Here is a 21,139-nt window from a genome sequence, read left to right as displayed (position 1 = left end):
GCTATGGCCCGATCAGCCCTGCTGCGCCATCAGTTCGTCGAACGACACCGCCTTGTCGACCACCTTGGCCTTCGACAGCACGAACTCCGTCACGTTGTTTTCGATGACGACAGCTTCCACTTCGGCCAGACGCTGGCGGTCGCCGAAGTACCAGCGCACCACGTCCTCGGGCTTCTCGTAGCTGGCAGCCAGCTCGTCGATATGAGCCTTCAGTTGCTCGGGCTTGGCCTGCAGTTCGTTGGCGCGCACGAGTTCGGCCACGACCAGGCCCAGACGCACGCGGCGCTCGGCCTGGGGACGGAACACGTCTTCAGGGATCTCGGCCTTGTCGGCGTCCTTGATGCCACGCTGCTTGAGTTCGGCGCGGGCGCCTTCCATCAGGCGGGCGATTTCGGCTTGCACGCTGGCGTTGGGCAGGTCGAGCTCAGCCTTGGACACCAGGGCGTCCATCACGGCTGCCTTGTTGCGGGCCAGCAGGCGGAACTTCACTTCGCGCTCGAGGTTCTTCTTGATGTCGGCACGCAGACCGTCCACGGAGCCGTCGGCGATGCCCAGCGACTTGGCCAGGGCGTCGTTCACTTCGGGCAGGTGGGCGGCTTCGATCTTCTTGATGGTCACGAGGAAGTCAGCGGTCTTGCCGGCGACGTCCTTGCCGTGGTACTCGGCAGGGAAAGCCAGGGGGAAGGTCTTGCTTTCGCCCGACTTCATGCCGCGCACTGCGTCTTCAAATTCCTTGAGCATCTGGCCTTCGCCGACCAGGAACTGGAAGTCTTCAGCCTTGCCGCCTTCGAACGGTTCACCGTCGATCTTGCCTTCGAAGTCCACGGTCACGCGGTCGCCGTCTTGCGCGGCTGCGTCCATGGCGCGCTGGGCAAAGCTGCGGCGCTGCTTGCGCAGGATGTCGATGGTCTTGTCGATGGCGGCATCGGTCACTTCGGCCGACAGCTTTTCAACTTCAGCGTCCGACAGGTCGGCGATCTTGACTTCAGGGAACACTTCGAAGATGGCGTCAAACGTAACCTGACCTTCAGGAGCGCCTTCCTTTTCGGTGATGCGGGGCTGGCCGGCCACGCGCAGGTTGGCTTCGTTGGCGGCCACCGCAAAGGCTTCACCAACCTTGTCGTTGAGCACTTCGTACTGCACCGAGTAGCCATAGCGCTGGGCCACCACGGTCATGGGGACCTTGCCTGGACGGAAGCCGTCCATCTTGACCGTGCGTGCCAGGCGCTTGAGGCGCGTGTCGACTTCGGACTGAATCAGGGTGACGGGCACGCTCAGCGTGATCTTGCGCTCGAGCTTCTCAAGGGTTTCAACAGTAACGGCCATGGCTATTCCTCTTATGAATGTGGATCGTGCTGGCTGCAGCGCAGCAGCGCCGTGTTCCGCAAAGTCTCACATGGGTGGTGCGCGGGGGGGGACTCGAACCCCCACACCATTGCTGGCGTCAGGACCTAAACCTGGTGCGTCTACCAATTTCGCCACCCGCGCGGTTCTACAAACAAACAGGCGGCAACCACAGCTGCCGCCTGCATGAAATCGGTCAACCTTCTATTTTACCCTGATGCGAGAGGCCTCCCGAATCGGCCTCAGGCAAGAACCTCAGGCTCGGGCCTTTTGACGCGGAACCAGGCCGCGTACATCGCGGGCAAAGCCAGCAGCGTCAGCACCGTGGCCACGATGAGGCCGCCCATGATGGCCACGGCCATCGGACCCCAGAACACGCTTCGCGACAACGGGATCATGGCCAGCACAGCCGCCGCCGCGGTCAGCACGATAGGGCGCAGACGGCGAACCGCAGACTCGACGATGGCATCCCAGGCAGGCACGCCGCGGGCGCGGTCCTGCTCGATCTGGTCGATCAGGATCACCGAGTTACGCTGAATCATGCCCATGAGTGCGATCACCCCCAGCAACGCCACAAACCCGAACGGGCGGTTGAGCAGCAGCAGCGCCGCCGCCACGCCAGCCAGTCCCAGCGGCCCGGTCAGGAACACCAGCATGGCGCGGCTGAAGCTGTGCAGCTGCAGCATCAGCAGCGTGAAGGTGATGAACAGCATGATGGGGATACCCGCGGCAATCGACGCCGAGCCCTTGGAGCTTTCCTCCACCGCGCCAGCCACCTCGATGCGGTAACCGCCCTGCCCGGCCGAACGCCAGCCGGCTTCGATGGCCTTGAGCGACGGCAGCAGCGATGCCGTGACGGTAGCGCCCTGCAGGCCCTCGGTCACGTCGCCCTGCACGGTGATGGCGTAGTCGCGGTTCTCGCGCCACATCACACCGGGCTCCCAGGTGAACACGGGCTTGGCGATCTGCGTGAGCGGAATCGACTTGCCTGATGCCGTGGGCAGATAAGCGTTGGCGATGTCGGTAATGGCGTTGCGCTCGTCCAGAGGCTGGCGCAGCAGGATGTCGATGAGCTTGTCGCCCTCGCGGTACTGGCCCACCTGCGTGCCCGACAGGATGGTCTTGGAGGCCTGCGCGATCGACTGGCTGGTCACGCCCAACGCCCGCGCCTTGGCCTGGTCCACCTCCAGGCGCAGCACCTTCACCGATTCGTTCCAGTTATCGTTCACGCCGCGCATGTCCGGGCTCTTGCGCAGCTCGGCCTTGACCTCGTCGGCGCGTTCGCGCAGCGCCACCGGGTCGGGCCCGACCACACGGAACTGCACCGGGTACGGCACCGGCGGGCCATTGGGCAGCAGCTTGATACGGCCCCGGACCTCGGGAAACTCCTGCGCCAGCAGCGCGGGTAATTTCACCCGCAGTGACTCCCGCACCTTCAGATCCTGCGGCACCACGATGAACTGCGACACGTTGCTTTGCGGGAACACCTGGTCCAGCGGCAGATAGAAGCGGGGCACACCCGAACCCACCCAGGTACTGACCGTGTTCACGCCAGGCTCGGCCAGCAGGCGCTGTTCCACGCGCTTGGTGACTTCTTCATTGCCGGCAAACGACGTGCCCTCCGGGAACCAGATGTCCACCAGAATTTCAGGACGGCTCGAATCCGGGAAAAACTGCTGCTGCACCTTGCCCATGCCCGCAATACCCAGCGCAAAGGTGAGCACGGTCGCGCCGATGGTGATCCAGCGGTGCTGCACGCACCAGTCCACCATGCGGCGGAAGGTGCGATAAAACGCGCTGTCAAACACCTCGTGCGGGTCTTCGGTCACGCCCTTGCTGGCCTGCGCAGCCAGCACATGAGGTGGGACACGCAGTAGCAACGTTCCCAGGTAAGGGACGAAGTAGACAGACACGATCCAGCTGAGCACCAGCGCGATCACCGTCACGGCAAAGATCGCAAAGGTGTACTCGCCAGTGACCGATTTCGCGATGCCGATGGGCAGAAACCCGGCCGCCGTGATCAGCGTACCCGTCAGCATGGGCATGGCCGTGATCTCGTAGGCAAAGGTCGCGGCGCGCACCTTGTCGTAGCCCTCTTCAAGCTTGAGCACCATCATTTCCACAGCAATGATGGCGTCGTCCACCAGCAGGCCCAGCGCGATGATGAGCGAGCCCAGCGAGATCTTGTGCAGCCCGATGCCCCAGTACCACATGGCCAGAAACGTAACGGCCAGCACCAGCGGAATGGTGATGCCCACCACCAGCCCTGGGCGCGGGTCGATGTACCACTGGCGGTAGAACGGATGCTTGCCCGGCCGCTTGTGCAGCCCCAGGGCCACAAAGCTCACGGCCAGCACGATGACCACGGCCTCGATCAGCACCTTGACGAACTCGTTGACCGAAGTGGACACGGCCTTGGGCTGGTCCTGCACGTTGACCAGCTTTACCCCTGCGGGCAGCGAAGCTCCGATGCGGTCGACGGTCGTGTGCAGTGCCTTGCCCAGCGCAATGATGTCGCCACCCTTGGCCATCGACACGCCCAGCGCGATCACCTCGCGCCCCTGGTGGCGTACCTTCACAGTGGCCGGGTCCACATACCCGCGCTTGATTTCGGCAATGTCGCCAAGGCGCAGTTGCGCGCCCCCGGCACCGGCCCCCGAGCCCGGCCCACGGATCGGCATGGCGCGCAGGTCTTCAATGGCGTTGAACTGGCCTGCCACGCGCACCTGCACCTGGTCTTGCGGCGTCTGCACGGCACCCGCGGCTTCCACGGCGTTTTGCTGACCCAGCTGCGCCAGCACCTGGTTCATGTCCAGGCCCAGCTGCGACAGGCGCTTTTGCGAGATCTCGATGAAGACCTTTTCATCCTGCACGCCAAACTGCTCGACCTTGGCCACGTCGGGCACGCGCAGCAGCTGCTGGCGCACGTCGTCGGCAAACGACTTGAGTTCGGCATAGCTGAAGCCTTCGGACTCCAGCGCGTAGATCACGCCATACACGTCGCCGAAGTCGTCATTGAAGAACGGCCCCTGGATGCCCTGGGGCAAGGTGTAGCGCATGTCGCCCACCTTTTTGCGCACGGTGTACCAGACGTTGGCCACCTCGCTGGCCTTCGACGAATCCTTGATCTGGAAAATGATCTGCGACTCGCCGGGCTTGGAGTAGCTGCGGATCTTGTCAGCGTAGGGCACCTCCTGCAGGGTGCGCTCGATCTTGTCGGTCACCTGCTCAGCCACCTGCTGCGCCGTGGCGCCCGGCCAGTACGTGCGCACCACCATCGCGCGGAAGGTAAACGGCGGGTCTTCGTCCTGCCCAAGCTGGAAGTAGGCGGCGAAGCCCAGCAGCATCAGCACGACCATGAGGTAGCGGGTCAGCGCCGGATGGTCGAGGGCCCATTTGGAGAGGTTGAACCCCTCTTTGGGTTGTACTTGCGTCATGGCGTGGCCTCAGTTAGCGGCAGACGCCGGGGCGGATGCAGGTACGGCGCCTGCAGCGGGCGCAGCCACGGCAGAGTTTGCTACTGAATTGGTAGCTGTCTGCGCTTTGGTGACGGGCGCTGGGCCGCCTTTTTGCTGGTAAACCGTGACTTTTTGCCCCGGCGACAGCACATGCACGCCGGTGGCCACCACCTGCATGCCGGGCGCAAGGCCCGCAGCCACCACGGCCTGGTTGCCGTCTGCCGTGGCAATCTGCACCACTTGCGACTTCACGGTGCTGCTGGCGGCGTCGTACACCCACACGGCGGTGGATTGGCCTTCCTGGCGCAGCGCGCTGGTGGGCAGCTTGATGGCTGCGATGCCCGCATGGCTCAGGGCCTTGGGCGTGGCGTACACGGTGGAGCCCAGCGGCGGCGCCTGCACGCCGTCAATCGCCACCTTCACCTGGAAGGTACGGGTAGCCGCATCAGCGCTGGCAGCCACTTCGCGCACGCGGCCGGTCAGCGCCTGGCCGCCCGCCCAGCCGCGCACCGCCACTTCCGAGCCCGTGGTGATCAGTGCAACCTTGTCTTCCGGCACGGCAAACACCACATCGCGCGGGCCGTCCTGGGCAATGCGCACCACCGGCGTGCCGGCCGACACCACCTGGCCCGGCTCGGCATCGATGCCGGTGACCACACCGGCCACGTCCGACACCAGCGTGGTGTAGGCCGCCTGATTGCCCTGCGAAGACAGCTGTGCTCGCGCCTGGTCGAGCGTGGCCTGCGCGGCCTTGAGGGATGCCTCGCGGCGCTCCAGCTCGGCACCGCTGATGAAGTTCTGGTCCTTGAGCGTCTGGTAGCGCTTGAAGTCGGCCGCCGCCAGGTCGCGTTGGGTAGTAGCCGATGCCAGCTGCGCGCGGGCCGCATCGGTGGCCAACTGGTAGTCACGCGGGTCCAGCTGGGCCAGCACCTGCCCGGCCTTCACGCGCTGGCCCAGCTCGGCCTGGCGCTGCACAATCTTGCCCGCCACCCGGAACCCCAGACGGGATTCCACCCGGGCACGCACCTCGCCCGAATACTCCAGCGTGGACTCCATCGCGCCCACCCCCACCGTCATCAGCTTGACGGCCCGCACAGGCTCTTCAGGCGGTGCGGGGCGGGAGCATGCGGCCAGGGCGGCCGCCGCTGCCAGCGCGATCAGATACCTGGAAGGCCGTGTGTAGGACCGCGAAGCGGGGTGTGAGCGCATGGGAAATCCGGTGAAAGAAGGGTGCGACAAGCCAAGGCACGCGTGCCCGAAACCGGCTGGCGCGTGCGCAGGCAGGAAGCCGCCTGGACCCTTGTGTGAAACATCTGTTGGCAGATTACTGACTGACCGGTTAGTAATCTATGAGAACCGCTGGACCTTGTCAAGCGACAATCGGGCCGTGAACCCGCACGCAAAACCCACGCCCGATACCGCGGCGACGCCCCCGTCCACCCCACCGGTGCCCGTTCAGGCCGCACCGGTGACGCACTACGAAAACTTCCCCGTCGCCTCGGTGCTCTGCCCGCCGCACCTGCGCCAGCCCATCGCGGCCATCTACGCCTTTGCCCGCACGGCCGACGACATCGCTGACGAAGGCGACGCCCCGGCACAGGAGCGCCTGGACGACCTGGCCGCCTACCGTACAGACCTGCAAGCCATTGCCGAAGGCCGCTCCCCCTCCCCCCGCTGGGCCGCCGTGTTCGGGCCCCTGCAAGGGGTGCTGCGTACGCACCACCTTCCGGTGCAACTGCTGGATGACCTGCTCAGCGCCTTCATGCAGGACGTGCACAAGACGCGCGACGCCGAGGGCTACCTGGACCGGGGCGAGCTGCTGGACTATTGCCGCCGCTCGGCGAATCCTGTGGGGCGCCTGCTGCTGCACCTGTATGGCGTAACGGATGCGCAGGCCCTGGCGCAGAGCGACGCCATCTGCACGGCGCTGCAGCTCATCAACTTCTGGCAGGACCTCTCGGTCGACATCCCGCGCGGCCGCCACTACCTGCCGCGTGCCGACTGCGTGACCCACGGCGCCTGCCAGGCCGAGCTGCAAGCCTTGCAGAGCACGCCCCAGAACATGCGGCTGATTGCCGACTGCACCCGCTGGGCACGCACCCTGATGGAAAGCGGTGCCCCCCTGGTGCACCGCCTGCCCGGCCGCGCCGGGTGGGAACTGCGCCTGGTGGTGCAAGGCGGCCTGCGCATCCTCGACAAGGTCGAGGCGCTGCGCGGCGGCAGCCTGCACACCCGCCCGCGCCTGCACGCCTGGGACTGGTGCGCGATGCTGGCCCGCGCGGTGGTCATGTAAGAAAGATTCATGGGCAGCAAGCGGCGGCAGCCTTCCGGGGGATGCCCGGGCTGTTTTTTGAGTCAAATCTGGCGCTAGCGCTTGTATTTATTGCCCTCAATGCTATCAATTAGATAGCACGCGGCAGTCCCATCCATGGCGTGTCGCCAGGCCCGTCACTGGCCGGCAAGGGATTGCGAGCATGCGCCGCGCGCCCATCGGCAGTTAGCCTCGCGGCCGCCAGGTTCAACGCACGGGTCATCCCCCCGTGCCGCGGACTACCGCCCTCGCCCGGCCACCCGCCGGGCGAGGCTTTCTTTGTTGCACCCCTGTCGGTACCGGCCGACCCCGCCACCATGCCCGTCAGCGTTTTCGACCTCTTCAAGATCGGTATCGGCCCCTCCAGCTCGCACACCGTGGGGCCCATGATTGCGGCGCGCCAGTTTGCCTGCCACTTGCAGGATGCATTGGGGCTGCAGGCAGTGCACAGCGTGACGGTCGAGCTGTTTGGCTCGCTCTCGGCCACGGGCGTGGGCCACGGCACCGACAAGGCCGTGCTGCTGGGCCTGGCCGGTCACGAGCCCGACCGCATCGACCCCGACCAGATCGCGCCCGTCATTGCCGATATCCGCGCCAGCGGCTCGCTGCTGCTGATGGGCCAGCACCGCGTGCCGTTCACTGAAAAGGAACACCTGCTGTTTCGCCGCAAAAGCCTGCCGCTGCACCCCAACGGCATGTGCTTTCACGCGTTGGATGCCGCGGGTGCCGAACTGGCAACGCGCGAGTACTACTCGGTGGGCGGCGGATTTGTGGTGGATGCAGCCGGCGAGCGGGTGCTCAACCACGCCACCGCCCTGCCCGGCACCGCGGGCCACGGCCAAGGGCTGCCGCACCCGTTTCGCACCGGGTCCGAGCTGCTGGCGCAGTGCCAGGCCACAGGCCTTTCGCCCGCAAAGGTGATGGCCGCCAATGAACAGCACTGGCGCAGCAGCGCCGAGGTGCGCCGCCAGCTCATGGCCATCTGGCAGGCCATGGCCGGGGCCGTGCGGCGCGGCTGTGCCAGCACCGGCCACCTGCCCGGCCCCATGCAGGTGCGCCGCCGCGCCGCCGAGCTGCAGCACCAGCTCAGCAGCGCGCCCGAGGCCGCCCTGCGCGATCCGCTGTCAATGCTGGACTGGGTGAATCTGTACGCCATGGCCGTGAACGAGGAAAACGCTGCGGGCGGCCGCGTCGTCACAGCCCCGACCAACGGCGCAGCGGGCGTCATCCCGGCCGTGCTGCACTACTACGTGAACTTCATCCAGGGCACGCACAAGCCCAATGAAGACGGCATTGCCGACTTTTTGCTCACCGCAGGCGCCATCGGCCTCATCTACAAGGAAAACGCATCGCTTTCCGGCGCCGAAGTGGGCTGCCAGGGCGAGGTGGGCGTGGCCTGCTCCATGGCCGCCGGGGCCCTGGCCGCGGTGATGGGCGGCACGCCCGAGCAGATCGAGAACGCGGCCGAGATCGGTATGGAGCACAACCTGGGCATGACCTGCGACCCGGTGGGCGGGCTGGTGCAGATCCCCTGCATCGAACGCAATGCCATGGGCGCCATCAAGGCCATCAACGCCGCGCGCATGGCCTTGCGCGGCGACGGCCAGCATGTGGTCTCGCTCGACAAGGTGATCAAGACCATGATGCAGACCGGCGCCGACATGAAGAGCAAATACAAGGAAACCTCGCGCGGCGGCCTGGCGGTGAACGTGGTGGAGTGCTGACGGGGCCGCACTGCCAGCGTGCCAGCGCGGCGGCGAGGTAGTGCCGTGTACCAAGCCACAGCTCCAGGAGCATTTGCTATTTATTCAATAGCTATAAGTGCAATCAACACGTGCGCTAGCGGCCAAAAAAACCTCAAAACCCGCCATACCGCCTGCCCCGGTGTGCCATGGGACAATCCCGCCCCATGACACCGCAGCAGTACGTACAACAAAAGGCCGTGGCCTCGGGCAGCAGCTTCTATTACGCCTTTCTGTTCCTGCCCGCGCCGCGCCGCGCGGCCATCACGGCGTTCTATGCGTTCTGCCGCGAGGTGGACGATGTGGTGGACGAGGTAAGCGATGCCGGTGTGGCCCGCACCAAGCTGGCGTGGTGGCAGAGCGAAGTGGCCAAGTCGTTTGCCGGGCAGCCCACTCACCCGGTGATGCTGGCGCTGATGCCACACACCACTGAATACGGTATCGAGCAGCGCCACCTGCAGGCCGTCATCGACGGCTGCCAGATGGACCTGGAGCAGACGCGCTACCTGGACTTTGCGGGCCTCAAAGGCTACTGCCACCTGGTGGCGGGCATCGTGGGCGAAGTGGCGGCGCGCATCTTTGGCCAGACCGACCCGCGCACCACCGAATACGCGCACACGCTGGGCCTGGCGTTCCAGCTGACCAACATCATCCGCGACGTGGGCGAAGACGCCATGCTGGGCCGTATCTACTTGCCGGTGAGCGAGCTGCAGCAGTTCGACGTGAAGGCGCACGAGATCCTGAAGCGCACGTATTCAGACCGGTTCACCGCCCTGATGCGCTTTCAGGCCGAGCGCGCACACGGCCTGTATGACCAGGCGCTGGCCATGCTGCCCGACGCCGACCGCCGCACCCAAAAGCCCGGTCTGATGATGGCCAGCATCTACCGCACGCTGTTGCGCGAGATCGAGCACGAAAACTTCCAGGTGCTGCACCAGCGCATCAAGCTCACGCCGCTGCGCAAGTTCTGGCTGGCCTGGAAGCTGCAGGCGCTGGGCAGGATGTAGTGACCCGCCCCATGCAGGTCGCCGCGAACGTGGCCGTGGTGGGCGCAGGCTGGGCCGGCATGGCCGCAGCCATTGCGCACACCGAGGCCGGCCACAAGGTTACGGTGCTGGAAGCCGCCCGCACCCTGGGCGGCCGCGCGCGCGCCGTGCCGGGCGTGCTGCCCAATGGCGCGCCCGCCACCCTCGACAACGGCCAGCACATCCTCATTGGCGCCTACACCGAAAGCCTGCGCCTGATGCGGCTCGTGGGCGTCAACCCCGATGCAGCCTTGCTGCGCTTGCCGCTCACCCTGCAGTTCCCCGACGGCCAAGGTCTGCGTCTGCCCGATTTGCCGCCGCCGCTCGATGCCCTGCTGGGCATTGCGCGCGCCAAGGGCTGGGGCTGGGTCGACAAGCTGGCGCTGCTGCGCACAGCCACAGCCTGGCAGCTGCGCGGGTTCCGCTGCGACGCGGACACATCGGTGGCCACGCTCTGCGCTCCTCTCACCCCGCGCCTGATGGCCGAGTTCATCGACCCGCTGTGCGTGTCGGCCCTTAACACCCCGGCCACCCAGGCCAGCGGCCAGGTGTTTCTGCGGGTACTGCGCGACAGCCTTTTCAGCGGTCGGGGCGGCTCCAACCTGCTGCTGCCGCGCGTGGACCTGGGCAGCCTGTTCCCGCAGGCGGCAGCGCAGTGGCTGGCGCAGCGCGGCGGGCAGGTGCTGACCGGCCAGCGTGTGCAGGCGCTGCAGCCGCTGGCAGGGGGGCGCTGGGCACTGGAATGCAAACGAGATGCAGCCGGCACCGACAGCCCTGCATCAACGCCTGCCGTGTTCGATCACGTCACGCTGGCCTGCCCCTCATGGGAGGCTGCCCGGCTGGTGGCGGATGTGGGCCAGGCGCCGGATGCAGCCCATGTCAGCACCGCCAGCGCTTGGGCCGCCTGCGCCGGTGCGCTGCGTTTTGAAGCCATCACCACCGTCTATGCCCACGCCGTGGGCGTGCGCCTGCCGCAACCCATGCTGGCGCTGCGCAGCTCGGCCACGCAGCCTGCGCAGTTCGTGTTTGACCGGGGCCAGCTGGACGGCCAGCACGGCCTGCTGGCCTTTGTGGTGAGCGCCAGCCAGGGCGACCGCGCCAGCATCGGACAGCAGGTGCTGCAGCAGGCCACGGTGCAACTGGGCCTGCCGCCGCTGCAGCCCGTGCAGACCGTGGTGGAAAAGCGTGCCACCTTTGCCTGCACGCCCGGCCTGCAGCGGCCCGCCATGCATGTGCTGCAGGGGCTCGCGGCCTGCGGCGACTATGTGGACGGGCCCTATCCGGCCACGCTGGAAGGTGCGGTGCTGAGCGGCACGGCCGTGGCGCGCAGCGTCGGCGCATCTGCCACTGCCTGATCCCGCTGACCCCGTCAGCAACCGGTTGCCGGGAAATCCGGTGACTGACAGCATTCCGAAAGCTGGCTTTGGGCAGCATGGGCTCCCAGGACGCGGGGCATGCCGCCCGCGCGCCCCTATTCCAATATCTCGGAGACACCCCATGCCTGCAGACCACACACCCCACTTCCTGAACCCGAGCCGGCGCCAGCTGCTGGGCGCCAGCGGCGCACTCGCCCTGGGCGGCCTGCTGCCCGCAGCGGCCTCGGCCCAGTCCGCATGGCCCGCGAAATCCGTGCGCTTCGTCGTGCCGTTTGCGCCGGGCGGCAGCTCGGAGATCGTGGCCCGGTCCACCGCGGCCGAGCTGTCCAAAACCCTGGGCCAAAGCGTCTATGTGGACAACAAGCCCGGCGCGGCCGGCAACATTGCCATGTCGGAAGTGGCGCGTGCGGAAGACCAGCACACGCTGATCCTGGGCCACATCGGCACGCTGGCGGTCAACCCGTTCATCTTCGACAAGCTACCCTACGACGCCAACAAGGACTTCAAGCCCGTGAGCCTGCTGGCCAAGGTGCCCAGCCTGTACGTGGTGCACCCCGACGTGCCCGCCACGAACCTCAAGGAGTTCATCGCATACGTCAAGAAGAACCCCGGCCGCCTGAGCTACGGCTCGGCAGGCAACGGCAGTGCAGGCCACCTGGCGTTTGAATACCTCAAGATGACGGCCGAGATCTTCATGCTGCACGTGCCCTACCGCGGCACCGGCCCCATGATGACCGACCTGCTCGCAGGCCGCCTTGAAGCATCTGCCGTGGGTGCGGCTGCGGTGCTGCCGTTCATCAAGTCGGGCAAGGTGCGCTGCATCGCCACCGGCTCGGCCAAGCGCCTGCCGCAGCTGCCCGACGTGGGCACTGTGGCTGAGCAGGGCTTCCCCGGCTTCGAGATGACGCAGTGGTACGGAATGATGGCACCCGCCAACATCTCCGCCGCCAACCTCGACAAGCTGGCCACGGAGACTGCCAAGGCGGTCAAGGCCCCCGCATCGCTGGAGCGCCTGAACGCAGACGCGGCCGAAGCCATCGGCGGCACGCCTGCGCAGTTCGCACAGTTCATTGCGGCCGAGCAGGAGCGTTGGAAGAAGGTGCTGTTGCGCGCGAAGGTGAAACCTGATTAACCCCCTGAGCCGCTTCGCGTCTTCCCCCTTTCTCTCGACCCGCTACGCGAGTCGGGAAGGGGGACGCAGCCAGTGCAGCGGGGCGGCCCTTGCACGGCTGCCTGGCATGGGGAGGGCGTTTTCGCAGGCCCGCTGCTGGCACAAACGCACCGCGCTGAACTGCGCGATCGGAAAAAAGCGCTACGCCGCACAAACAGTAGCATCCCCCCATGCGCATCCTTCTGGCTGAAGACGACCACCACCTGGGCACCTGGTTGAGCCGGGCGTTGGAGCATGCGGGCATCCAGGTCGAGTGGGTGAACGACGGCCGGCTGGCCGACCGGGCCTTGCAGCAGAACGACCACGATGCGCTGGTGCTGGACCTGGGCCTGCCCGGGCTGGATGGCCATGCCGTGCTGCAGCGGCTGCGCGCGCGCGACCAGCGGCTGCCCGCCCTCATCCTCACCGCGCGCGACTCGCTGGACCAGCGGGTGCAGTCACTGAATGCGGGTGCGGACGACTTCCTGGCCAAGCCGTTCGAGCTGGCCGAGCTGGAGGCGCGCCTGCAGGCCCTGGTGCGCCGCGCGCGCGGCAGCGATCACCCGCGGCTGGCTTGCGGCCCGCTGGTGTACGACGGCGCGCGCCGGCAGTTTGTGCTGCACGGCGAGCCGCTGTCGCTCTCGCCGCGCGAGCAGGCTGTGTTGCGCGTGCTGGTGCAGCGCAGTGGCGAGCCGTTTTCCAAGCAGCAGATCCTGGATCGCGTGTTCCCGGACGATGAAGACGTGCACCCGGAAGCGGTGGAGGTGTTTGTGCACCGCCTGCGCAAGCGTCTTGATGGCAGTGGCGTGCGCATCACCACCCTGCGGGGCCTGGGCTACGCGCTGGAGACCGGAGGCCCGGCGTGATCAGCCCGCACCGCCGAATACACCGTGCCGCATGGGCAGCGGAGCCCGCACCGTGCGCCTGACCCGCCGCCTGCGCCGCGCCAGCCTGTGGCAGCTGCTGGCATGGCTGCTGCTGCCACTGCTGGTGGCGGTCACCAGCATCGAGCTGTGGATGACGCGGCAGGATGCGCTGGGCGCCGCCAATGCGGCGTACGACCGGTCGCTGCTGGGCGCGCTCAAGTCGATTGACGCCAACATCTCGGGCAGCTCGGGCGGGCTGTCGGTCGAGCTGCCCTACACCATGCTCGAGTTCTTTGAGCTGACCGCCAGCGGCAACGTGTACTTCCGCGTGGCGTCATCCGACGGGCTGGTGGAGCTGGGCAACGCCGACCTGCCCCTGCCCCCCGCACCGCTGGCCGCGGGCGTGCCCCTGTTCTACGACGCCACCTACTTTGGCGAGACGGTGCGGCTGGCCGCCTACCGCCGTGCACTCGACCCGGCCACGCCCGAGCGCACGGTGCTGGTACAGGTGGCAGAAAGCACGCGCTCGCGGCAGGAGTTCACCGCCCACTTCGTGCAGCGGGCGGCGCGGCGCGATGCGCTGGTGCTGGCGCTGATGGTGCTGGGCACCGCGGCCATGCTGGCGTTTGCCCTGCGCCCGCTGGCACGGCTGGCACAGGGCGTGCGCACCCGCAGCCCCGACGACATGACACCGCTGGCCGACGCCGACCTGCCCGCCGAAGTGCGCCCGCTGGTCGATGCGGTCAATCAGCAAATGGCGCGCACGCAAGACCTGGTGGCGCAGCAGCGGCAGTTTCTGGACGACGCATCGCACCAGCTGCGCACCCACCTGACCACGCTGCAAATGCAGGCCGACTACGCCCGGCGCGAGGACGACCCCGCACAGATTCGGCAGGCACTGGACGCCATGGGCAGCGAGCTTGCCCGCGCCACGCGCAGCACCCAGCAGCTGCTGGCCCTGGGCCGCAGCGACACCGCCGCCGTGGACCTGGCCCCGTGCGACCTGGCCGAGCTGCTGCGCGCGGTGGCGCTGCAGTTGCTACCCCAGGCACGGCAGCGGCAGATTGACTTTGGCATCCACGCCGCCACGGCTGATCTGCAGGCCATTGCCGACAGCGGGCTGCTGCGCGAGGCGCTGACCAACCTGGCGGCCAACGCCATTGCCTACACGCCCGAGCACGGCACCGTCACCGTGTGCGCCGCCAGCGACAGCATGGGCTGGAGCATCAGCGTGGAAGACAACGGCCCCGGCCTGAGCCCGGACGAACGCGACGCGCTGGGCCAGCGCTACCGCCGCGGCTCGCAGGCCACGGCGGGGGGCTCGGGCCTGGGGCTGGCCATTGCCAGGTCGATTGCCGAGCGGCACCGCGGCAGCCTGCGCCTGCAGGCACGCGATGACGGCCCCGGCCTGCGGGCCATACTGTGGTGGCCAAGGCCCTGAGCCGCGAGAGCCCACACCTGTCCGGCACACCCATTTCAGACACGTACACACACCGCCATGGCCCACCACCGCCGCCACGCACTGCTTGCACTGGCCTGCTGCGCCGGCACTGCCGCTGCCTCGCAATGGGCGCGTGCTGCCAGCCCGGCACCGCCATCGGTACGCCCCAGAGAGGCACTGGCCGATGCGACCACCGGCCCGGCCGAATGCGTGGCCCCGGCGCGCCCCGGCGGCGGTTTTGACCTGACCTGCAGCGTAGTGGCCGAGGCCCTGCAGGCCGTGCGCCCCGGCCGCGAACCGCTGCGCACCCGCTATCTGCCCGGCGGCATCGGTGCCGTGGCGTTTGACCAGGCGGCCACCGGGCGGCTGGGCGGGCCGGGCACGCTGGTCGCGTTTTCCAGCGGCTCGCTGCTCAACATCGCGCAGGGCCGCTTCGGCCCGCACACGGCATCGGCCGTGCGCTGGATTGCCACCCTGGGCAACGACTACGGCGTGGTGGCCGTGCACCGCGACTCGCCTCACCGCCGCCTGCAGGACGTGGTGGCGGCCCTGCAAAAGGATCTGTCGCGGGTCGTGTTTGGCGCCGGCGGCACGCTGGGCAGCCAGGACTGGATCAAGGCGGCCCTGCTGGTGCGGGCAGCCGGGCAAGACCACAAGCGCATGCGCTTTGTGTCGTTCGAAGGTGGTGGCGAGGCCCTGAAGGCGCTGCGCGGCGGGCATGTGGGCGTCTTCACCGGCGATGCGGCCGAGGCCAGCAAGGCCCTTTCGCAAGACATGCCTGTGCGCATACTGGCCGTGCTGTCGGCCGAGCGGCTACCAGGCCGCATGGCCCAGGTGCCCACGGCGCGTGAGCAGGGTGTGGACCTGGTGTGGAGCACCGTGCGCGGCCTGTACATGGCCGCCAGCGTGCCCGATACAGCGGCCGCTGCGTGGACCGCCGCCCTGCAAGAGGCCCAGGCCGCGCCCGGCTACCCTGCGCTGTGCGAGCGGCTGGGGCTGTACCCGTTTGCGCTCAGCGGGGCCGCGCTGCAAGACTTTGTGCAGCGCAGCCTGACGGAATACCGGCAGCTGGCACAGGATCTGGGCCTGCGTACCTGGCCGAAGTAGCCAGCGCTAGCGTGCCGGGTGCACTGACGGCGCTGCTACGGGCACCGTGTGCCGTGCGGGCCGCGCGGCCATTGCGCGGTGCCGCCCACGGTCAACCCTGCGGGCGTTCTGCAGCCAAGGGCACCGTGGCAGCGTTGCCTGCCACCGATGCAGGTTGCACCGGTGGCCGCGCGGCCGGCGGCGACCACGGCCCCGGTGGCACCACCTGCGGCTCGGCCGTGTCGGCCATGTAGTGCGGCGACATGATCTGCACGCCGTTTTCGTTGAACACGTCCTGCACATTGGCATGCAGCTCGTTCATGGCCTCCACGCGGCGGCGGGGCGCATTCTTGGTGCTCTGGGCACACAGCCGGTACTCCACATAAAAGTCCGACAGCGCCGTCTGCACGACATACGGCGCAGGATGCGTGGCCACCGACGGGGTGCGCGCAGCGGCTTCCAGCAGCATCGCGTGCACCTGCCGCCAGGGGGTGGAGTAGCCAATGGTGACGGACGTGTGCAGCACAAAGTGCCCGTCTTCCACCAGCCGCGAAAAGTTGCGGATGGGCTGGCTGAACATCACGCTGTTGGGCACGCTCACCTCTTCGCCCATGCCGGTATGGATGCGCGTGGTGAACATGCCCAGCCCCACCACAGTGCCTTCCGTATCACCCGCCTTGATGTATTCGCCCACCCGCAAAGAGCGCGAATACATGAGGCTCAGCCCTGACAGCGCCTGCCCCACCACGCTCGATGCGCCCAGCGAGATCATCAGGCCCACCAGCACCGACAGCCCCTTGAACGCCTCGCTGCCGGCCCCCGGCAGGTACGGGTAGGCCATGACCAGCGCAAACAGCCAGATCAGCACCGTGGCCAGGCGCCGTGTGGGCAGGGCTGTGTCCACATCCAGCCAGGCATAGCGCACCTCGCCGCGCTGCACACGGTCAAGCACGGCCGCCGTGGCGCGGGCGGCCAGGCGCGCCATCACAAAGATCAGCCCGGCTACCAGCAGGCCCGGTATGGCACTGGCAATGCCCAGCGCCAGGTCCTTGACCACGCCCAGGACCCAGGCGGTGGAGCGTTCGCTCCACGGACGCGTGTAGGCAAACTGGTGCAGCACGTAGATGGCCCACGCGTCCACCAGCACCACCACCACCGCCCAGCTCACGGCACTGGCCGCCATGCGGATGGCCGAGGCGGTGTGTGCAAGGTAGGTGGCCAGCACGCGCCGCGCCGTGCTGCCGCTCGCAGCCGGCTGTGCCAGCCCCGACTGCAGCCGCACCACGGCGCGCCTGCGCAGCACAAACACCAGCCGGACCAGCACCCCCGCCAGCACCGTGGCCGCCAGGGCTTTGGCTGTGGCCCACAGCATGCGGCGCGGGTCGCGTGCCTCGCGGTACTCGGCCACCGCCAGGTTGAGCTTTTGCAAAACGTTGAGCGAAGCCGCGTCCATCTGGCTGGCGGCACGCAGCACCGACAGGTCGCCCGGCACCATGAAGAACAGCGTGGTGCCATGCAGCTCGAAGCGCACGGCATCGACCAGCGGCGTGCGCGTGACCACGCCGTCACCGGGCAGGGCCAGCGCGGTTTCCAGCGCCGCCTGCGCCAGCCGCGCGCGGTCGGCCGGGGTGTCGCCCAGCAAAGTGGCGCGGAAGGTCATCACCTGGCGCTGCTGCAGCCAGAGCACGGCGGCAGCGTCTTCGGACGGCACATGCGGCGCGACGGCACCCGGGGAGGCGGCAGGGGCGGCAGGCCCAGCCGCCGCCACAGTCAACGCAGCGGGCGGCGCGGCCGGGCTTTCAAGGCCCTGCGCTGCTGCGTGGCGCAGCGGCAAAATGGCCAGCGTCAGGGCCGCGAGCAGCCAGCACATCCACGGGCCGCAACCCGCGCGCAAGGGCAGTTTCATCAACAGCGTCACCGGGCTCCGCTCCTCGTGCATGGGCACCAAAAGCACCGAAGATACCGGATGTAAGCAGTACCCTATTGCTTATTTTTCCAGCCACCACTGGATGATGACCTTGGCGATAAAGCCCAGAAAGCCCACACCCAGCCCCAGAAACAGCACAAAGGTGCCAAAGCGCCCGGCCTTGGACTCCCATGCCAGCTGGCCAATGATGAACAGCATGTAGGCAATGAACGCGCCCACGCCATAGGTCAGGAAAAAACCCGAGATCTGCGCCTCGGTAAAGCCGAAGATCACGGTGCCGCTCCGGGTCGAGTCACTGGCGGTGACGCGGCCTCGCGCTCCGGCAGGCTTGAAGGGTCCACCAGGTCGCGGTAGGCGTGCCAGCTGGCATGGCCCAGCATGGGCATGATGAGGATCAGCGCCAGCAGCAGCGAGCCCAGCCCCAGCAGCGTAAAGCCCAGGATGAGGGCCGCCCAGAACGCCATGGGCAGCGGGTTGACCAGCACTGCCTGCCAGCTGGTCAGCACGGCCTGCAGCAGCGTGGCGCGGCGGTCCAGCAGCAGGGGCATGGCCACCACGCTGGATGCAAAAATGGGCGCGGCCATCAGGCTGCCCAGCGCGAGCCAGAGTTCGAACAGCCAGCCATCACGCGCCATGACCACATGGCGCAGAAAATCCACCGGCGTCTCGATCGGCACCGGCGCCAGCAGCGTGATGAGCGCCGCCGAGGTGACCACCCAGCCCGTGGCCGCCAGCGCCAGCAGCGCGCCGAACTGCACCATGCACCAGTAGTCGTTGCCCCATTTGTTGACGTGGCTGTTTTGCCAGTTGGCCCAGGTCTTGAGCACCACGCCCAGGTTGGCGGGTTCCCCGCGCTCCAGGGCGCGGCTCAGGGCATACAGGCTGGTGGCCAGCACAGGCGCAATGACCAGAAAGCCCGACAGGGCACCGGCCAGAAACCAGAAGCGGTGGTACCCCACGGCAAAGATCACCGCGCCAAACAGCGACAGCGCAAAGCCGTGCGCAAAGCTGATCCAGCCCGCGCGTGCCATGTCGCGCCACGCCAGCACCAGCCAGGTCAGGGGCTGCATGAGCCCTATGGAACGGACCGTGGGCAGGTGGATGGTGTTGCGGGGCATGGCGGGGTGTGAGGGGACGGGTGAGTCTGACGCGATCAGTGGGCGCGATCAAGCGCCCGGGCGGGTGTCGCGCGCAAGTCTTGATCTACGACAAGAAACGACGCGGCGAGCGTGGCCGACGTGGCCAGGCACCTACGCCTCCAGGGGTGACCTGCGTAACCCTCGCGAGGGGTGGTAGTGCGGATCGGGATGGGCCGCAAGGCGTCTTTTTGCAGCCAATAGCCGGGCTATTGGCAAGAAAAGCAACGCAGCGGACCGCCCGAGGCCGCGCTATCACAGCCCGCAGGGAGTTACGCTGGTCATCCCTAGGAGGCGGCACAGCTCCGACAGGCTGCTCACCGTGGCGTGCGGCGGCGTGTCGTACGGCCAGGCGTGCTCGGCGGGGTTGAACCACACGGCCTGCATGCCAGCGTCCATGGCGCCGCGGGCGTCCAGCGTGGCGTCGTCGCCCACATGCAGCACCTCGTGGGGCTGCACCTGCAGCGCGGCGGCGGCAGCGTGGAAGATGCGCGCATCCGGCTTGGCAATGCCAAACACCTGGGCGCTCAGGCTGTGGCGGAAATACTGGCCAATGCCCACGCGGTGCACATCCGCATTGCCGTTGGAGACAGCCGCCACCGGGTACCGGGCCGACAGAAAAGCCAGCGACTCGTGCGCGTCGGCAAACAGGTCCACGCGCTGGCGCTCCGTAAAAAACAGGTCAAACGCGGGCTCGGCCAGCGAGGGCTCGTCGCCCGCCTGCGTGAGCGCCATGCGGATGGATTCGCGCCGTAGAGCGCTCAGGTCGTGCTGCAGGTCGGGCCGCAGCGTGACCATCTGGTTGCGAATGGCGCGCAGCGCGGCCGTGTCCTTGAACAGCGCGGCCGTGGCGGGGGCGTGCTCGGTCATCCAAGCCAGCAGCACGGCCTCGGCCCGCTCAATGGTGGGCCAGATGGGCCAGAGCGTGTCGTCCAGGTCGAGCGTGACGGCGCGGATGCGGGAGAGGTCGAGGTTCTGTGGATGTGGCATGCGGTGCGCCGTAGGCCGTGCGGCCCGGCCAGCAGTGGGTGACGGTCACGAAGAATAGCGCGGCCCGCAAAGACCCGGCGTCACCGGCGCTGCACACGTTTTGCCACAATCGCCCCCATGCTTTCATCCCCTTTCGCCTCCGAACCCCCCTACACCCACGGCCAAGCCGAGCGCACCGCCGTGCTGCTGTGCAACCTGGGCACGCCCGATGCAGCCACCGCACCAGCCGTGCGCCGCTACCTGGCGCAGTTTCTGGGGGACCACCGCGTGGTCGAGATCCCCCGGCTGGTGTGGATGGTGATCCTGCACGGCATCATCCTGCGGGTGCGGCCCGCCAAGTCGGCCGCCAAGTACGCCACCGTATGGACGCCCGAGGGCTCCCCCCTGGCGGTGTGGACAGCCAAGCAGGCCACGTTGCTGCGCGGCTGGCTGGGCGAAGCGGGCCACGGGGTGCTGGTGCGCCACGCCATGCGCTACGGCAACCCGTCCATCGAAAGCCAACTGGATGCCCTGAAGGCCGAAGGCGCCACGCGCATCCTCATCCTGCCGCTGTACCCGCAATATTCAGCCACCACCACGGCCAGCGTGTTTGATGCCGTCTACACCTGGGCCGCGAAGACCCGCAACGTGCCCGAGCTGCGTTTTGTGAACCGCTACCACGACGCTCCCGGCTACATCGACGCCCTGGCCCGCACCATCGAATCGCACTGGAAAACGCACGGCCAGCCCGACCAGCTGGTGATGAGCTTTCATGGCGTGCCCGAGCGCACCCTGCACCTGGGCGACCCCTACCACTGCGAAGCCCGCAAAACCGGCCGCCTGCTGGCCGAGCGCCTGGGCCTGCGTGAAGACCGCTACCGCGTTACCTTCCAGTCGCGCTTTGGCAGGGCGAAGTGGCTGGAGCCCTACACCCAGCCCACCATCGAGGCCCTCGGTGCCGCCGGTACGCGGCGCGTGGACGTGGTGTGCCCCGGCTTTACCAGCGACTGCCTGGAAACGCTGGAAGAAATCAACATGGAAGTGCGCGAGGCCTTCCTGCACGCGGGGGGCCAGGAGTTCCACTACATCCCGTGCCTGAACGACAACAACCACTGGATCACCGCACTGAGCCGCGTGGCCCAGCAGCACCTGGCCGGCTGGCCCACCGAAGCGCCTTCGGCCGCCACCCTGGCCGATGCCCGCAAGCACGCGCTGGCGGGCGGGGCACCCCAGGGCGTGTGCCCCGTCAAGCACTGACGGACTGCTGCGCGGGGCGCATGGCTGCGCGCCCAAACTCCGCCGCCGGTT

Annotated in this window: 16 protein-coding genes and 1 tRNA gene; 9 read left to right on the top strand and 8 right to left on the bottom strand. The window is 67.7% G+C overall.

Annotated elements, in window-relative coordinates; translation table 11 throughout:
- Positions 1-12 precede the first annotated feature (12 nt).
- From tig to ACTPOI_RS17605, 4 genes are all read right to left on the bottom strand, one after another.
- On the bottom strand, positions 13-1,326 hold the full coding sequence (gene tig / locus ACTPOI_RS17620; RefSeq protein WP_440111125.1) for a trigger factor: 1,314 nt from the start codon (positions 1,324-1,326) through the stop codon (positions 13-15).
- A gap of 75 nt (positions 1,327-1,401) precedes the next feature.
- A tRNA-Leu gene (locus tag ACTPOI_RS17615) sits at positions 1,402-1,488 on the bottom strand.
- A gap of 98 nt (positions 1,489-1,586) precedes the next feature.
- Positions 1,587-4,781, bottom strand: coding sequence for an efflux RND transporter permease subunit (locus ACTPOI_RS17610; protein WP_440111123.1), 3,195 nt, complete (start codon positions 4,779-4,781; stop codon positions 1,587-1,589).
- A gap of 9 nt (positions 4,782-4,790) precedes the next feature.
- The gene (locus tag ACTPOI_RS17605) at positions 4,791-6,011 is read right to left on the bottom strand and encodes an efflux RND transporter periplasmic adaptor subunit (protein ID WP_440111121.1); all 1,221 of its coding nucleotides are present in this window, start codon (positions 6,009-6,011) and stop codon (positions 4,791-4,793) included.
- A gap of 178 nt (positions 6,012-6,189) precedes the next feature.
- Here ACTPOI_RS17605 and hpnC point away from each other — a divergent pair, with 178 nt between their 5' ends.
- The 8 genes from hpnC to ACTPOI_RS17565 all read left to right on the top strand — a co-directional run bounded on the left by hpnC (position 6,190) and on the right by ACTPOI_RS17565 (position 15,820).
- Positions 6,190-7,095 (top strand): squalene synthase HpnC, encoded by a 906-nt coding sequence (hpnC, locus tag ACTPOI_RS17600; RefSeq protein WP_440111117.1) that lies wholly within the window; start codon positions 6,190-6,192, stop codon positions 7,093-7,095.
- A gap of 335 nt (positions 7,096-7,430) precedes the next feature.
- Entirely contained in the window at positions 7,431-8,837 is a 1,407-nt protein-coding gene (locus ACTPOI_RS17595) for an L-serine ammonia-lyase (protein WP_440111115.1), read from the top strand.
- 185 nt (positions 8,838-9,022) lie between these two features.
- Positions 9,023-9,862 carry a presqualene diphosphate synthase HpnD gene (gene hpnD / locus ACTPOI_RS17590; RefSeq protein WP_440111113.1) on the top strand — a complete coding sequence of 280 codons (840 nt, stop codon included), beginning with the start codon at positions 9,023-9,025 and terminating at the stop codon, positions 9,860-9,862.
- Positions 9,863-9,873: 11 nt separating this feature from the next.
- Positions 9,874-11,235 (top strand): hydroxysqualene dehydroxylase HpnE, encoded by a 1,362-nt coding sequence (gene hpnE, locus ACTPOI_RS17585; protein WP_440111111.1) that lies wholly within the window; start codon positions 9,874-9,876, stop codon positions 11,233-11,235.
- A 142-nt stretch (positions 11,236-11,377) separates the two neighbouring features.
- The gene (locus ACTPOI_RS17580) at positions 11,378-12,388 is read left to right on the top strand and encodes a Bug family tripartite tricarboxylate transporter substrate binding protein (protein ID WP_440111109.1); all 1,011 of its coding nucleotides are present in this window, start codon (positions 11,378-11,380) and stop codon (positions 12,386-12,388) included.
- A 209-nt stretch (positions 12,389-12,597) separates the two neighbouring features.
- Positions 12,598-13,272, top strand: a complete 675-nt coding sequence (locus ACTPOI_RS17575; protein ID WP_291517769.1) for a response regulator — start codon at positions 12,598-12,600, stop codon at positions 13,270-13,272.
- A 31-nt stretch (positions 13,273-13,303) separates the two neighbouring features.
- Complete coding sequence (locus tag ACTPOI_RS17570) at positions 13,304-14,713, top strand: sensor histidine kinase N-terminal domain-containing protein (RefSeq protein WP_440111107.1); 1,410 nt, start codon at positions 13,304-13,306, stop codon at positions 14,711-14,713.
- A 57-nt stretch (positions 14,714-14,770) separates the two neighbouring features.
- Positions 14,771-15,820 (top strand): tripartite tricarboxylate transporter substrate-binding protein, encoded by a 1,050-nt coding sequence (locus ACTPOI_RS17565; protein ID WP_440111105.1) that lies wholly within the window; start codon positions 14,771-14,773, stop codon positions 15,818-15,820.
- 91 nt (positions 15,821-15,911) lie between these two features.
- Here the strand turns inward: ACTPOI_RS17565 and ACTPOI_RS17560 are convergent, their stop codons facing one another.
- The 4 genes from ACTPOI_RS17560 to ACTPOI_RS17545 form a co-directional block, all read right to left on the bottom strand.
- Entirely contained in the window at positions 15,912-17,705 is a 1,794-nt protein-coding gene (locus tag ACTPOI_RS17560; protein WP_440111103.1) for a mechanosensitive ion channel family protein, read from the bottom strand.
- An 81-nt stretch (positions 17,706-17,786) separates the two neighbouring features.
- Complete coding sequence (locus tag ACTPOI_RS17555) at positions 17,787-17,999, bottom strand: DUF2788 domain-containing protein (protein WP_440111101.1); 213 nt, start codon at positions 17,997-17,999, stop codon at positions 17,787-17,789.
- A complete protein-coding gene (locus ACTPOI_RS17550; protein WP_440111099.1) occupies positions 17,996-18,844 on the bottom strand; it encodes a DUF2189 domain-containing protein in 849 nt (282 codons plus the stop codon). Before ACTPOI_RS17550 ends, ACTPOI_RS17555 begins: the two co-directional genes overlap by 4 nt.
- 273 nt (positions 18,845-19,117) lie before the next feature.
- On the bottom strand, positions 19,118-19,852 hold the full coding sequence (locus ACTPOI_RS17545) for an HAD-IA family hydrolase (protein ID WP_440111097.1): 735 nt from the start codon (positions 19,850-19,852) through the stop codon (positions 19,118-19,120).
- Positions 19,853-19,969: 117 nt separating this feature from the next.
- Here ACTPOI_RS17545 and hemH point away from each other — a divergent pair, with 117 nt between their 5' ends.
- Positions 19,970-21,088 (top strand): ferrochelatase, encoded by a 1,119-nt coding sequence (gene hemH, locus ACTPOI_RS17540; protein WP_440111095.1) that lies wholly within the window; start codon positions 19,970-19,972, stop codon positions 21,086-21,088.
- Positions 21,089-21,139 lie beyond the last annotated feature (51 nt).

This window comes from Acidovorax sp. BL-A-41-H1, from assembly GCF_051942715.1.
Note: the sequence above shows the minus strand (reverse complement) of the source record. Positions and strands in the feature narration are given on the sequence as shown.

Coding starts and splice junctions, on each gene's coding strand:
- tig (WP_440111125.1), bottom strand. CDS start 1,326: ATGGCCGTTACTGTTGAAACCCTTGAGAAGCTCGAGCGCAAGATCACG.
- ACTPOI_RS17610 (WP_440111123.1), bottom strand. CDS start 4,781: ATGACGCAAGTACAACCCAAAGAGGGGTTCAACCTCTCCAAATGGGCC.
- ACTPOI_RS17605 (WP_440111121.1), bottom strand. CDS start 6,011: ATGCGCTCACACCCCGCTTCGCGGTCCTACACACGGCCTTCCAGGTAT.
- ACTPOI_RS17595 (WP_440111115.1), top strand. CDS start 7,431: ATGCCCGTCAGCGTTTTCGACCTCTTCAAGATCGGTATCGGCCCCTCC.
- hpnD (WP_440111113.1), top strand. CDS start 9,023: ATGACACCGCAGCAGTACGTACAACAAAAGGCCGTGGCCTCGGGCAGC.
- hpnE (WP_440111111.1), top strand. CDS start 9,874: ATGCAGGTCGCCGCGAACGTGGCCGTGGTGGGCGCAGGCTGGGCCGGC.
- ACTPOI_RS17580 (WP_440111109.1), top strand. CDS start 11,378: ATGCCTGCAGACCACACACCCCACTTCCTGAACCCGAGCCGGCGCCAG.
- ACTPOI_RS17575 (WP_291517769.1), top strand. CDS start 12,598: ATGCGCATCCTTCTGGCTGAAGACGACCACCACCTGGGCACCTGGTTG.
- ACTPOI_RS17570 (WP_440111107.1), top strand. CDS start 13,304: ATGGGCAGCGGAGCCCGCACCGTGCGCCTGACCCGCCGCCTGCGCCGC.
- ACTPOI_RS17565 (WP_440111105.1), top strand. CDS start 14,771: ATGGCCCACCACCGCCGCCACGCACTGCTTGCACTGGCCTGCTGCGCC.
- ACTPOI_RS17560 (WP_440111103.1), bottom strand. CDS start 17,705: ATGAAACTGCCCTTGCGCGCGGGTTGCGGCCCGTGGATGTGCTGGCTG.
- ACTPOI_RS17550 (WP_440111099.1), bottom strand. CDS start 18,844: ATGCCCCGCAACACCATCCACCTGCCCACGGTCCGTTCCATAGGGCTC.
- ACTPOI_RS17545 (WP_440111097.1), bottom strand. CDS start 19,852: ATGCCACATCCACAGAACCTCGACCTCTCCCGCATCCGCGCCGTCACG.
- hemH (WP_440111095.1), top strand. CDS start 19,970: ATGCTTTCATCCCCTTTCGCCTCCGAACCCCCCTACACCCACGGCCAA.